Here is a 13422-nt window from a genome sequence, read left to right on the forward strand (position 1 = left end):
CCGAAAAATTGAGAACGCAAGTATGTGCACGTGCCCGCGGGCGCGGCAACGAAAAACTGGCGCGCGTGCCCGCGCCAAGCTCCCGATCGCCAAAAGCGTCACGCGGCGACGCGCATTCGGATCAGGCCAGCAACTGCTCCAGCACGTAGGGCAGAATGCCGCCGGCGCGGAAGTAGTCCACCTCGATGGGGGTGTCGATGCGCAGCGTGAGCGGCGCCTGCTGGCGCGAGCCGTCGGCGCGCGTGATGACCAGTTGCGCGTCGCTCTGCGGCGTGAGGCCGGGGGGCAGCTCGATGTCGATCACCTCGTCACCCTTCAGGCCCAGACTGTCCCAGGACTGGCCGGGCTTGAACTGCAGCGGCAGCACGCCCATGCCGATCAGGTTGCTGCGGTGGATGCGCTCGAAGCTGCGCGCCACCACGGCCCTGATGCCCAGCAGCTGCGTGCCCTTGGCCGCCCAGTCGCGGCTGGAGCCGGTGCCGTACTCCTCGCCCGCGAAGACCACGGTGGGCGTGCCGGCCTGCATGTAGTCCATGGCGGCGTCGAAGATGAACTTCTTCTGGCCCGAGGGCTGGGCCAGCGTCAGGCCGCCCTCCTCGCGGCTGCCGTCGGCCTTGGGCGGGATCATCAGGTTCTTGATGCGCACGTTGGCAAAGGTGCCGCGCATCATCACCTCGTGCTGGCCGCGGCGCGAGCCGTAGCTGTTGAAGTCCTGCTTTTGCACCCCGTGCGCTTTCAACCAAAGCCCGGCGGGTGAGCTTTCCTTGATGCTTCCGGCCGGCGAGATGTGGTCGGTCGTGACCGAGTCGCCGAACAGCGCCATGATGCGCGCGCCGCGCACCGAAAAGCGCTCGCCCGCGCCCTGGGCGCCGGCGTCGGTCTTGCCCTTGTTGCGCGTGAAATCGTCAAAGAACGGCGGCTCGGCGATGTAGGTGCTGGTGGGCCAGTCGTAGACCTGCCCCGTCACGCCCGGGATGGCCTGCCACAGCTTGCCCGGTTCGGTGGCGATCTTGGCGTAGTTTTCGCGGAAGGCCTTGCCCTTCATGGCGTACTTCAGCAGCTTTTGCACCTCGTCGCTGGTGGGCCAGATGTCGCCCAGGTACACGTCCCTGCCCCGCTTGCCCCGGCCCACGGGCTGGGTCATCAGGTCGACGCGCACGCTGCCGGCAATGGCATAGGCCACCACCAGCGGCGGGCTCATCAGGAAGTTGGCCTTGATGTTGGGGTGGATGCGCGCCTCGAAATTGCGGTTGCCCGACAGCACCGAGGCGCACACCAGGTTGTGGTCGTTGATGGCGGCGTTGATCTCGGGCGCCAGATCGCCCGCGTTGCCGATGCAGGTGGTGCAGCCGTAGGCCGCCACGTCAAAGCCCAGCTTCTCCAGGTAAGGCAGCAGGCCGGTTTCGCGCAGGTATTCGGTGACGATGCGCGAGCCGGGCGCCAGCGAGGTCTTGATGTGGTGCGGCACCTTCAGGCCCGCCTCCACCGCCTTCTTGGCCAGCAGGCCGGCGGCCAGCATCACGCTGGGGTTGCTGGTGTTGGTGCAGCTGGTGATGGCCGCAATCAGCACGTCGCCGTTGCCGACCGTGTATTCGCCCTCGCGCGCATGCGTGCCATGGGCCTGGCCCGTGGGCTTGTTGGCGGTCATCTCCGCCAGGTTGCGCGCGCTGCCGGCGGTGACGGCCTCCAGCTCCTGCGCGTCCTGCCCTGCGTCGCTGGGATGCAGCGTCACGCGCTCGTCCAGCGCGTCGGCGTGGCAGGCAAATCCGCCCTGCTCCATCGGCGTGGTGAACAGCGCCTGAAAGCGCTCGGCCGCGCGGCCCAGCTCGATGCGGTCCTGCGGGCGGCGCGGGCCGGCGATGCTGGGCGTGACATCGCCCAAGTCCAGCGTGATGACCTGCGAATAATCCACATCCCCGGCGCGCGCCGCGCCAAACAGGCCTTGCGCGCGAAAATAGGCCTCGAACACCTCGCGCTCGGCCTTGGTGCGGCCCGTGCCTTCAAAGTATTCCAGCGTGCGCTCGTCGACCGGAAACAGCCCCATGGTGGCGCCGTACTCGGGCGACATGTTGCCGATGGTGGCGCGGTCGGGCACGGACAGGGACGCCGTACCCTCGCCGAAGTATTCGACGAACTTGCCCACCACCTTGTGCTGGCGCAGGATTTCGGTCACCGTCAGCACCAGGTCGGTGGCCGTGCAGCCCTCGCGCAGGCGGCCCTTCAGCTCAAAGCCCACCACGTCGGGCGTCAAAAAGTACATCGGCTGGCCCAGCATGGCCGCCTCGGCCTCGATGCCGCCCACGCCCCAGCCCACCACGCCCACGCCGTTGATCATGGTGGTGTGGCTGTCGGTGCCCACCAGCGAGTCGGGGTAGTACAGGCCGTCCTTGGTCTTGTGCACGCCCTTGGTCAAATACTCCAGGTTGACCTGGTGGCAGATGCCGAAGCCCGGCGGCACCACGCGGAAGGTGTCGAAGGCCTGCATGCCCCACTTCATGAACTGGTAGCGCTCGTGGTTGCGCTCGAACTCCAGCTTCATGTTCTGCTGCAGCGCATTCTTGACGCCGTAGACATCCACCATCACCGAGTGGTCCACCACCAGGTCGACCGGCACCAGCGGCTCGACCTTGGCCGGGTCCTTGCCCACGCGCTGCGCCGCCGCGCGCATGGCGGCCAAGTCCACCAGCAGCGGCACGCCGGTGAAGTCCTGCAACAGCACGCGCGCCACGGTGAAGGGGATCTCTTCGGTGCGCGCGGCGTTGGGCCGCCAATTGGCCAGTTGCTCCACGTGCTCGCGCGTGACCTTCTTGCCGTCGCAGTGGCGCAGCACGGATTCGAGCACGATGCGGATCGAATGCGGCAGGCGCTTGATGTTGGGAAACTCGCGTGCCAACGCGGGCAGCGAGTAGAACTCGCCTGACTTGCCGGAGGCCGTCTTGAAAGCCTTGCGCGTGGACGCGAATGCGTGCGAGATCGTGGGGTTGGCCATGGCGTCTTCCTCGGGGTTCTTGGGCCGCAGCTGCGGGATCGGTTCATTTTGGCAGTCCCCGATTGCGCATGCCGTCGGCAAGGTCAAAGTCCGACAATTTTAGGTACAAATAAGCCATTTGCGCATGCATGACAAGCGCTTGAAGCTATCAATACAATAGTAACTGGGGCCTTGCCCCGCATGGCTCACTTGCGCGGCGCGGGCGCGCGGGGCGCTGCTGCGGCGCTTGCCGCGCGCGCCGGTGCCTGGGCTTGGGCCTGCTGCTCGATCGGCTTGACGCCGCCGCAATCCTTGCCGATGTACTTCATCCGCGTCTCGATCAACATGGTGCGGCGCTTGCCGGCGGCGTCGGTGCTCACGCTGTCCAGGTTGCTGGTGACCAGGTCGTTGCCGGCCACGGTTTCACCCTTGCCCGTCATCGTGCCGCCGCCGGGCAGCTTGCAGGCGATCTCGAAGCGCGTGCGGTTGCCGCTTTGCTCGACCTTGGGCGTTTCGCACTCGGCGCCGGAAGGGCGCGGAATCAACGGCTGATCGCGCGCAGCCGTCTCCGCGCTGATGCACAGGCGCCGCGACATCGGCTCGGTCCCGAGGTTGGCCAATCCCGCACCGGCCTGCTGGCGCTGCGCGGGCGTCATCTTGGCCGCGGCAGCACGCAGCTGCTCGTCGGCCTGGCGCATGTCGGGCAGCATGTCCTTGCCGTCCAACTCCATGCGGGTGTTGCTGGTTTCCCACAAGCCCGCCTTGGGCCCGCCGGCCGCCTGGGCAACCCCGGTTGTGCCGAGTGCCCCAAGGGCGCACAGCGCGATCAACGCATGTCTCATCTCGTTCATCCTCAATCGATTGACCGGGTGATGGTAATCAGCTCGAAGTTCGATTCGGCCAAACACGGACAATATGTGACCATGAGCACACGAGCCCCCGAACTGCTGCTGCCCGCGGGCAGCCTGGACAAGATGCGCGCCGCGTATGACTTTGGCGCCGACGCGGTGTATGCCGGCCAGCCGCGCTACTCCCTGCGCGCACGCAACAACGAATTTCGCCTGGAGCAGTTGCAGCAGGGCATCAACGAGGCGCACGCGCGCGGCAAGAAATTTTTCGTCACCAGCAACCTGATCGCCCACAACGACAAGCTGCGCACCTACCTGCGCGACTTGCAGCCGGTGATCGACCTTGCACCGGACGCCCTCATCATGGCCGACGCGGGCCTGATCATGCAGGTGCGCGAGCGCTGGCCGCACATCCCGATTCACCTGAGCGTGCAGGCCAACACCACCAACTGGGCGGCCGTCAAGTTCTGGCAGCGCGTGGGCGTGGCGCGCATCATCCTCTCGCGCGAGCTGAGCCTGGCCGAGGTGGAGCAAATCCGCCAGGAATGCCCCGACATGGAGCTGGAGGTGTTCGTGCACGGCGCGCTGTGCATCGCCTACAGCGGCCGCTGCCTGCTGAGCGGCTACTTCAACCGGCGCGACCCCAACCAGGGCACCTGCACCAACGCCTGCCGCTGGAACTACAAGACGCAGGATGCCGACGTGGACCCCAACACCGGCGAGGCGCTGGCGCGTGGCGAGCAGCTGGCGGGCTTTTCCTTTGGCGCCGAGCAGGAGCGCGCCGACGAGGCAGGGACGCTCCAGCCGCCGCGCCACCCCGCCGCCAACAAGGTGTACCTGATCGAGGAAGAAGGCCGCCCCGGCCAGCTGATGCCCATCATGGAGGACGAGCACGGCACCTACATCATGAACAGCAAGGACCTGCGTGCCGTCGAGCTGGTCGAGAAGCTGACCCAGATCGGCGTGGACTCGCTCAAGATCGAGGGCCGCACCAAGAGCCAGTACTACGTGGCGCGCACGGCGCAGACGTACCGCCGCGCCATCGACGACGCCGTGGCGGGCCGGCCCTTCAACCCGCAACTGATCACCGAGCTGGAAGGCCTGGCCAACCGCGGCTATACCAGCGGCTTTCTGGAGCGCCGCCCCGCCAACGACTACCAGAACTACGAAACCGGCCACTCGGTGGCCACGCGCAGCCAGTTCGTCGGCGAGGTCAAGGCGGTGGCGGGTGGCTGGGCCGAGGTCGAGACCAAGAACCGCTTTGCCGTGGGCGACTGGATCGAGATCATTCACCCCGCCGGCAACCGCACGGTGCAGCTCACGACCATGAAAAACGCCGAGGGCCAGGCGATCCAGGTGGCGCCCGGCAACCCGCTGCGCGTGTGGATTCCGGTGGACGGCCCGGCCGACCAGGCCCTGATCGCGCGGCTTCAGTCCCCACCTTCCTAGGACTTCCAGGTCAGCGCCAGCCCGATCACCGGCAGCGCCATGCACACCGTGGCCAGCCAGCCCAGCCAGCGCACGCGCCGGCTGATGACGTGCTCGCCCATCACGTCCGGGCGGCTGGCCAGGCGCATCAGCACCGCCATGATGGGCACGGCCACCACGCCGTTGATGACGGCCGACCAGAACAGCTCCTCGATCGCCGTGGTGGGGGTAAAGCACAGGATCACGCCGCCCACGGTGGACGCGGCAATGACGCTGTAAAAGCCCCGCCCTTCGCCGCGCCGCAGCGTTTGCGACAGGCTGCCGTGCCAGCCCGCGGCGCCCGCCACCGCATAGGCGGCCGAGCCCGCCAGCACCGGCACCGCCAGCATGCCAGTGCCGATGATGCCCAGGCCGAACACCAGAAAGGCGAAGTCCCCCGCCACCGGCCGCAGCGCCTCGGCCGCCTGCGCGGCGGTCTCCACGTCGCGCACGCCGGCGGCGTACAGCGTGGCGGCGGTGCCCAGCATGATGCAGAACGCCACCAGCTCCGAAAATCCCATGCCGATCACCGTGTCGGTGCGGATGCGCGCGAGGTGAAAGCGCACCTCCTCGGCGCTGTGCACGCCCGGCTTCTTGTCCTCCACCTCCTGGCTGGCCTGCCAGAAGAACAGGTAGGGGCTGATGGTGGTGCCCAGCACCGCCACGATCAGCAAGAACGCCTCGCGCCCCCAGGCGAGCTGCGGCCACACCACCGCACGCGCCACGGCCAGCCAGTCGATGTTCAGGGTGAGCACCACCGCCACATAGGCAAACAGCGACAGCGTGAGCCATTTGAGCCAGCGCACATAGCGCTCGTAGGGCAAAAACACCTGCAGCACCAGGCACAGCAGGCCGAAGGTGACGGCGTAGATATGCGCCGATCCGCCCACCAGCAGGCGCAGCGCCTCGCCCATGGCGGCGATGTCGGCCGACAGGTTGAGCGTGTTGGCCATCACCAGCAGGCCCACGCAGACCTGCACCACCCAGCGCGGGTAGGCGGCGCGCATGTTCTCCGACAGGCCGCGGCCGGTGACGTAACCGATGCGCGCGCTCACCATCTGGATGGCCACCATCAGCGGCAGCGCCAGCACCACCGTCCACAGCATGTTCAGGCCGTACTGCGCGCCCGCCTGCGAATAGGTGGCGATGCCGCTGGGGTCGTCGTCCGCCGCGCCCGTGATGAGGCCCGGGCCGAGCTGGCGCAGGCCGCGCTGCACGCGATCGAGGGGTTCGGGCCGGGGTGCGGTCATGATGGGACGCGAGTATCCGCGACTTGCCGGCATCCGGCCGGCCGTTGCCGCCGGGCGCAAGCGCGCAAGCCCAAAACCTTTACACTTTGAATCACATCGTCCACACACCGGGATTTGCCCCTCGCCGCCCCCTTGCCTGCATGTCTCTGATCTGCCCCCAATGCGGCGCGGAAAATCGCGATTCCGCCAAGTTCTGCCTCAAGTGCGCGCACCAGCTGGTGCCCCTGGGCGCCGCCACCGAGCCCCCGGCCGAGCCGCGCAAGCGCCGGCGCAAGCGCCGCCCCGTCGCGCAGGATCAGCCCGCGCGCCGGCGCCAGATGCTGCTGTGGGGCGTGGTGCTGGTCGGCGCGCTGATCGGCATGGGCATCCTCATCGGCCGCTGGGGCGCTCAGCCCGCGGTGCCCGGCGCCACGACGGCATCGGCCAGCGCCGCCGCGCGTCAGGCCCCGGCGTCGGCCAACCCGCCAACCACCCTGGCGCAGGCGGCGACCGCGCCCACGTCGGCGCCCGAGTCCGCCGCGCTGATGCGCGCCGCCGAGGCCTTGCAGCAACTGCACACGCAGGCCAGCGCGCCCACGCCGCACGCCAGCGCCACCGTCACAGCCGCCCACGTGTCGGCGTCCGCGGCCAAACCTGCGGCGCGCCGCGCCCCGCCCAAGGCGCCGCCGGCCCCCGCCCCGACGCCCGTCGCGGCGCCCGCCCCGGTGGCGGAGCCCCCACCGCCCGCCCCCGCACCGGTGGTCGCCGCGCGCCCTGCCGCCCCGCGCGAGCTGTGCGCCGGCACCCAGTTTCTGGCGCGCGGCCTGTGCCTGCAGACCGAGTGCAACAAGCCCGGCCAGCAAAAGCACCCGCAATGCGCCCAGCTGCGCGAGCAGCAAGAGGCCATGCGCCAGGGCACCGGCGGCGGTTGACGCCGCGCGGACGCTGCGAGCGGCGCGGCGCGGGCGTCAGCGCGCCACGCCGTCCATCCACGCGGCCCGGATCAGCCCGCCGCACTGCAGCGAGTCGAAGCCGTGCCCCGCCGCGTCGGGGTTGTCTTGGTCGGTGATGCGGCTGCCGTCCTTGCGCGCCACGATGCCGTACCAGCTCTTGCTGGCGTCGATCCAGGGGTAGAAGCCAAACGCCCCGGCGCTGCTGAAGGCGCCGTCGCCGTTGACCGGGTCGTCCTCCACCCAGTGGCCGATCGAGTAGTGGTAGCTCTCGCTGGGCGGCACCGGCGTGTTCAGCGCCTGCGCGCAGGTGGCGGGGTTGGTGCACACCGCGTGGGTGCCCAGCGCCGCTTTCATCAAGAGCTGCCCCGACAGGATCTTGCGCAGAAACACGGCGTAGTTGTCGGCGCTGGTGGCCACGCCGCCGGCCAGCTGGGGCTGGGTGTAGATGAGCGCGACGTCGCTGCCCAGTTGCCCTTGCACCGCCGCGGTCAGGCCGGCGTTGTCGGCCGCGCCCAGGCCGATCCCGCTGGCGTGCTTTTCCATGTGGCCGCCGCCGTACGAAAAATAGCCGTCCGTGCGGGCCGAATACACGCCGTTGTTCTGGTAGGCCTCGCAGGCGTCCACCGTCTGGCCTGGCAGACAGCGCGAGAAGTTGGTGTAGCCGCTGCGAAAGGTCAGGAACTTGACGTCGCTGTCGGTGAGCTGCCCCTGGCGCAGCTGCACCACGTAGGCGCCATACAGCCACTTGGAGGCCGAGGCGATCGCCATCACCGTCGCGCCGGTGTAGGTGGGCGCAGCGCTGTTGGGCACCGAGCCCGAGCCGAGGCGCCCGTTTTGATCGCCCACCTCCCAATAAAACGGCTGGATCGGCGCGCAGGCGTTGCTGCTGCTTTGTGCCGTGGTCGATGCCGCGGTGACGCGGGCGGCCAGATCGGGGCCTGCTGGTGCTGGTGCCGGTGCCGGTGCCGGAGCCGGCGCTGGCGCGGGTGCCGGTGCCGGTGCCGGTGCTGGCGCGGGCGCGTCGCCAGAGCCGCCGCCACAGGCGCTCAGGCCCAGCGCCAGCAGCAACGCGCCAGCCGTGCACGCCGCCGATCGCCCGGCCCGTTGCGGGTCGAATCCCTCGTGAATCGTTCGCATGATGAGTCTCCAGTTGCTTGTTTTCGCCTGGCACGTGTCGTCGTGCCAGGGCCGACGGTAGATCGGTCCCGTTTCCGACCGATGAAGCGCGCGTGCCAATGGCAACAAAACGTTACGCTTGCCGCCGCGCAAGCCTGGCGCTAGTCTTCGGGCCACCGGCCTCACGTCACCCCAGGAGACTCGCTCATATGTCACCCTCCCTGCTGGCCTTGCTGGGCTTCATCGCCTGGACGCTGTTGTTGTTGGTGCTGATGGAGGTGCTGCGCACCCGCCTGGTGGTGACGGGCCGCGTGCCGGCCAACGGCTTCGACCCCGGCAACTCGCGGCTGTCGCCCTTCATGCAGCGGCTGGCGCGCGCCCACGCCAATTGCCTGGAGGGCTTGCCGATCTTCGGCGGGCTGCTGCTGCTGGCCGTGGTGGCCGGCCGCTCGGCCGTCACCGACCCGCTGGCGCTGGTGCTGCTGGCGGCCCGCGGGGTGCAGTCCGTCATCCATCTGACCTCGACCTCAGCGCGCGCCGTCAGCCTGCGCTTCACGGCCCTCGCGGTACAGACCTTGATCGGCGTCTACTGGGTCATTCGCCTGCTCGGGGCGTAAAGCGCAGGGTCTGCACGCCGTCGGCCGTGCCCAGCAGGCAGACGCTGGCCCGCTGGTGCGCGAACACCCCCACGGTGACCACGCCGGGCCATTGATTGACCGCGCTTTCGAAGGCCAGCGGATCGCCAATCTGCAAGCCACGCACGTCCAAAATGTGCTGGCCGTTGTCGGTCACCAGCGGCGCGCCGTCTTTCAGGCGCAGCGTGGCCTGACCCCCCTGCGCCGCGAACTGCCGCACGATGCGCTGCGCGGCCATGGGCACCACCTCCACCGGCAGCGGAAAGCGCCCCAGCACCTCCACCCGCTTGCTGGCGTCGGCGATGCAGACGAAGCGCCGTGCCTGCGCCGCCACGATCTTCTCGCGCGTGAGCGCCGCGCCGCCGCCCTTGATCATGCAGCCCGCACCATCGATCTCGTCGGCGCCGTCGATGTAAACCGCCAGCTCGCCCACCGCATTGCAGTGGAACACGGCGATGCCGTGCTCCAGCAGGCGCGCGGTGGACGCCTCGGACGAGGACACCGCGCCCGGAATGCGGTCCTTGATGCCGGCCAGCGCGTCGATGAAGTGGTTGACCGTGGAGCCCGTGCCCACGCCCACGATCTGCCCGGGCTCGACATACGCGAGCGCCGCGCGCCCGACCATGGCTTTGAGTTCGTCCTGCGTCATTTGCGACAATTTCCGGTTTGATTCATCCAGCAAGAATTATCCGATGGCACTCGTTCCCTACGGCCTCGCGCGCCCCTTCCTGTTCAGCCTCGACCCCGAGGCCGCGCACGAGCACACCATCGAGATGCTGGCGCGCGGCGCCGGCACGCCATTGGAATGGGCCTGGTGCAACCCGCGCATCGACGACCCCATCACCCTGGCGGGCCTGGCTTTTCCCAACCGCGTGGGCCTGGCCGCCGGGCTGGACAAGAACGCCCGCGCCATCGACGGCCTGGGCGCCATGGGCTTCGGCTTTGTCGAAGTCGGCACCGTCACCCCGCTGGCGCAGCCGGGCAACCCCAAGCCGCGCATGTTCCGCCTGCCCGCTGCCAACGCGCTGATCAACCGCATGGGCTTCAACAACGAGGGTCTGCAGGCCTTCGTCGCCCACGTCAAGAAGTCCCGATTTCATAGCAGCTTGCGCACGGCTGGCGGGCGCCAGCGCATGATTCTTGGCCTGAACATCGGCAAGAACGCCGCCACGCCGATCGAGCGCGCCACCGATGACTACCTGGCCTGCCTGGCGGGCGTGTACCCGCACGCCGACTACGTGACCGTCAACATCTCCAGCCCCAACACCAAGAACCTGCGCGATCTGCAAGGCGACGCCGCGCTGGATGCCCTGCTCGCGGCCCTGAAGTCACGCCAGGCCGAGCTGGCCGACGAGCACGGCCGGCGCGTGCCCCTGTTCCTCAAGATCGCGCCCGACCTGGATGAGTCGCAGGTGCAGGCCATTGCCGACGCCTTGCAAAAGCACGCCATCGAAGGCGTGATCGCCACCAACACCACCTTGTCGCGCGATGCGGTGCAAGGCCTTCGGCATGCGGATGAAGCCGGCGGCTTGTCGGGCGCGCCGGTGCGCGAAGCCAGCAACCGCGTCATCGGCCAGTTGCGCGCCGCCCTGGGCAAGGGCTTTCCCATCATCGGCGTGGGCGGCATCCTGAGCGGCGCGGATGCGGTGGCCAAGATCGAAGCCGGCGCCGATGCGGTGCAGATCTACACCGGGCTCATCTACAAGGGACCGGCGCTGGTGGATGAGGTGGCGCGGGCGCTGCGCGCGCGCACCTGAGTCAAGCCTGCGGCTTAGTCGCGCGCACAAAGGCGCTGAAAAACTTGCCATCCATCTCGTCGGAAACCACCGAGGTATCGAGCCCGTTGGCGTTCAGGAATTCGCGTGCGTCCTGTGCCGTGTAGATGCGCGTGGGCTCCACGCCGATGTCGACAAAGCCGGCGGCGGCCAGCTTGTGGCGGTAGTCGTCCTCGTCCAGCGCCCCGGCCACGCAGCCCACCCAGGCCATGGCGCTGGCGCGTATCTCGGGGCGGATGGCGCCGCGCGTCACCACGTCGGACACGGCAAAGCGCCCGCCGGGCTTGAGCACGCGAAACGCCTCGGCCAGCACGCGATCCTTGTCGGCCGAGAGGTTGATGACGCAGTTGGAGATGATCACGTCCACCGAGGCGTCGGGCAGCGGGATGTGCTCGATCTCGCCCTTGAGAAATTCCACGTTGGTGGCGCCCGCCTGGCGCTGGTTCTCGCGCGCCAGTGCCAGCATCTCGTCGGTCATGTCCAGGCCGTAGGCTTTGCCCGTGGGGCCGACGCGCTTGGCTGATAGCAGCACGTCAATGCCGCCGCCCGAGCCCAGGTCCAGCACCACCTCACCGGCGTGCAGCTCGGCCAGCGCCGTCGGGTTGCCGCAGCCCAGCGATGCCAGCACGGCGGCCTCGGGCAGGCCGCCGGTCTGCACCGCGTCGTACAGGTCGCGCGTGATCGGGTCGGTGCCGGCCAGCGGCCCAGTGGCGCAGCAGGAGCTGGTGGGCGCGGCCACGGCGCCGCGGCAACAGGAGGCCGCCGCGCCCTGGGTGACGCGGCGCGCTGCCTCGCCGTATTTTTCCTTGACGATCTGCTGGATGTCCTGGGTTTGTGTCATCGTTGCTCTCCTATTGGGGTACATGTCTGGGCCACCAACGGCCCTGCTTTCTCGCCGGCAAACCAGCGCCGCTGCCAACGCAGCGCCAGGACCACCAGCGCGATCATCACCGGCACCTCGACCAGCGGGCCGATGACGGCGGCAAACGCCGCGCCGGAGTGAATGCCATAGACGGCCACCGCCACGGCGATGGCCAGCTCGAAGTTGTTGGACGCGGCGGTGAACGACAGCGTCACGCAGCGCGGGTAGTCGGCGCCGGCGCGCCGGCCCATGGCGAACGAGAGGACGAACATCAGCACGAAATAGATGAGCAGCGGCAGCGCGATGCGCAGCACATCGAGCGGCAGGGCCAGCGCCGTGCGCGCCTTGAGGCTGAACAGCACGACGATGGTCAGCAGCAGCGCCACCAGCGTGAGCGGCGCGATGCGCGGCACGAAGCGGCCGTGGTACCAGTCCTTGCTGACAAAGCGCAGCAGCACCCTGCGCGTGAGCAGCCCGGCGATGCACGGAATGCCCAGGTAGATGAACACGCTTTCGGCGATCTGGCCCATGGAGATGGCTATGGTCGAGCCGTTGAGGCCGAACAGCGGCGGCAGCACCGTCAAAAACAGCCAAGCATAGACGCTGTAGAACAGCACCTGGAAGAAGGCGTTGAAGGCCACCAGGGCGGCGGCGTACTCGGTGGAGCCTCGCGCCAGGTCGTTCCAGACGATGACCATGGCGATGCAGCGCGCCAGCCCGATGAGGATCAGCCCGGCCATGTACTCGGGCTGGTCGGGCAGAAAGACGATGGCCAGCACGAACATCAGCACCGGGCCTATGACCCAGTTTTGCAGCAGCGACAGCCACAGCACCCGCGTGTCGCGCCACACGGCGGGCAGATCTTCGTAGCGCACCTTGGCAAACGGCGGGTACATCATCAGCACCAGGCCGATGGCGATGGGGATATTGGTGCTGCCGACCTGGTAGCGGCCGATGACGGCCTCGATGTCCGGCATCAGCCAGCCAATCGCCAGGCCCAGTGCCATGGCGGCGAAGATCCACAGCGTGAGGTAACGGTCGAGAAACGAGAGTTTGCGGGTGAGTTGGCTCATGACGGGTCAGAGGCGGGAGAGTTCGGTGTGCAGGGCGGCGGCGCCCTGCGTGGCCAGTGGCAGCGCCAGCAGGTGCTGCAGACGCGCGGCGATGGCCTGGCGCGTGTGCTCGAAGGCGGCGCGTTGGCCGGCGTCGCCGCCCGGCGCGCTGGACGGGTCGGCGTAGCCCCAGTGCAGCCGCACCGGGCTGCCGGGCCACAGCGGGCAGGCCTCCTCGGCCGCGCCGTCGCAGACGGTGATGACGATGTCCATGCGCGGCGCATCGGCGGCGCTGAATTCGTCCCAGCTCTTGCTGCGCAGGCCCTGCGTGGCCACGCCAGCCGCGGCCAGCACCTCCAGCGCCAGCGGGTGGACGCGCCCGCTGGGCGCGCTGCCGGCGCTGTGCGCGCGCACGTCCAGCCCTTGCGTGGCGGCCAGGTGCTGGAGCATGGCCTCGGCCAGCACGCTGCGCGCCGAGTTGTGCGTGCACAGGATGAGAACGTGGGTGGTCATAGGG

12 protein-coding genes are annotated in these 13422 nt (G+C 68.8%); 4 read left to right on the plus strand and 8 right to left on the minus strand.

What is annotated here, in order from left to right; translation table 11 throughout:
* Window positions 1-121: 121 nt before the first annotated feature.
* A complete protein-coding gene (locus U1F38_RS09080; RefSeq protein ID WP_409986728.1) occupies window positions 122-2989 on the minus strand; it encodes an aconitate hydratase in 2868 nt (955 codons plus the stop codon).
* A gap of 185 nt (window positions 2990-3174) precedes the next feature.
* Window positions 3175-3810: a DUF3617 domain-containing protein gene (locus U1F38_RS09085; RefSeq protein WP_409986729.1), complete on the minus strand. Its 636-nt coding sequence runs from the start codon at window positions 3808-3810 to the stop codon at window positions 3175-3177.
* An 81-nt stretch (window positions 3811-3891) separates the two neighbouring features.
* Here U1F38_RS09085 and yegQ point away from each other — a divergent pair, with 81 nt between their 5' ends.
* Window positions 3892-5265: a tRNA 5-hydroxyuridine modification protein YegQ gene (yegQ, locus tag U1F38_RS09090; RefSeq protein WP_409986730.1), complete on the plus strand. Its 1374-nt coding sequence runs from the start codon at window positions 3892-3894 to the stop codon at window positions 5263-5265.
* On the opposite strand, the gene U1F38_RS09095 is transcribed toward yegQ, so the two are convergent.
* Window positions 5262-6533: an NRAMP family divalent metal transporter gene (locus U1F38_RS09095; protein ID WP_409986731.1), complete on the minus strand. Its 1272-nt coding sequence runs from the start codon at window positions 6531-6533 to the stop codon at window positions 5262-5264. The genes yegQ and U1F38_RS09095 overlap by 4 nt on opposite strands.
* A 140-nt stretch (window positions 6534-6673) precedes the next feature.
* On the opposite strand from U1F38_RS09095, the gene U1F38_RS09100 reads away from it, so the two are divergent.
* Complete coding sequence (locus tag U1F38_RS09100; protein WP_409986732.1) at window positions 6674-7444, plus strand: zinc-ribbon domain-containing protein; 771 nt, start codon at window positions 6674-6676, stop codon at window positions 7442-7444.
* Window positions 7445-7480: 36 nt separating this feature from the next.
* Here the strand turns inward: U1F38_RS09100 and U1F38_RS09105 are convergent, their stop codons facing one another.
* On the minus strand, window positions 7481-8602 hold the full coding sequence (locus U1F38_RS09105) for a hypothetical protein (RefSeq protein ID WP_409986733.1): 1122 nt from the start codon (window positions 8600-8602) through the stop codon (window positions 7481-7483).
* A 188-nt stretch (window positions 8603-8790) separates the two neighbouring features.
* Between U1F38_RS09105 and U1F38_RS09110 the strand changes: the two genes are divergently transcribed.
* A complete protein-coding gene (locus U1F38_RS09110) occupies window positions 8791-9198 on the plus strand; it encodes an MAPEG family protein (protein WP_409986734.1) in 408 nt (135 codons plus the stop codon).
* Here U1F38_RS09110 and rpiA read toward each other — a convergent pair.
* Window positions 9176-9865 carry a ribose-5-phosphate isomerase RpiA gene (gene rpiA, locus U1F38_RS09115; RefSeq protein WP_409986735.1) on the minus strand — a complete coding sequence of 230 codons (690 nt, stop codon included), beginning with the start codon at window positions 9863-9865 and terminating at the stop codon, window positions 9176-9178. The two genes, U1F38_RS09110 and rpiA, sit on opposite strands and share 23 nt — an antisense overlap.
* Before the next feature lie 43 nt (window positions 9866-9908).
* Here rpiA and U1F38_RS09120 point away from each other — a divergent pair, with 43 nt between their 5' ends.
* Window positions 9909-10973 carry a quinone-dependent dihydroorotate dehydrogenase gene (locus U1F38_RS09120; protein WP_409986736.1) on the plus strand — a complete coding sequence of 355 codons (1065 nt, stop codon included), beginning with the start codon at window positions 9909-9911 and terminating at the stop codon, window positions 10971-10973.
* A 1-nt stretch (window position 10974) separates the two neighbouring features.
* Here U1F38_RS09120 and U1F38_RS09125 read toward each other — a convergent pair whose 3' ends face one another.
* The 3 genes from U1F38_RS09125 to U1F38_RS09135 are packed head-to-tail and all read right to left on the minus strand — an operon-like array spanning window position 10975 to window position 13418.
* On the minus strand, window positions 10975-11832 hold the full coding sequence (locus U1F38_RS09125) for an arsenite methyltransferase (protein WP_409986737.1): 858 nt from the start codon (window positions 11830-11832) through the stop codon (window positions 10975-10977).
* Entirely contained in the window at window positions 11829-12926 is a 1098-nt protein-coding gene (gene arsB / locus U1F38_RS09130) for an ACR3 family arsenite efflux transporter (protein ID WP_409986738.1), read from the minus strand. Before arsB ends, U1F38_RS09125 begins: the two co-directional genes overlap by 4 nt.
* Window positions 12927-12932: 6 nt before the next feature.
* Entirely contained in the window at window positions 12933-13418 is a 486-nt protein-coding gene (locus U1F38_RS09135) for an arsenate reductase ArsC (RefSeq protein WP_409986739.1), read from the minus strand.
* Window positions 13419-13422: the final 4 nt, after the last annotated feature.

This window comes from Ottowia sp. (genome assembly GCF_046348305.1).
Taxonomy (GTDB): Bacteria; Pseudomonadota; Gammaproteobacteria; order Burkholderiales; family Burkholderiaceae_C; genus Ottowia.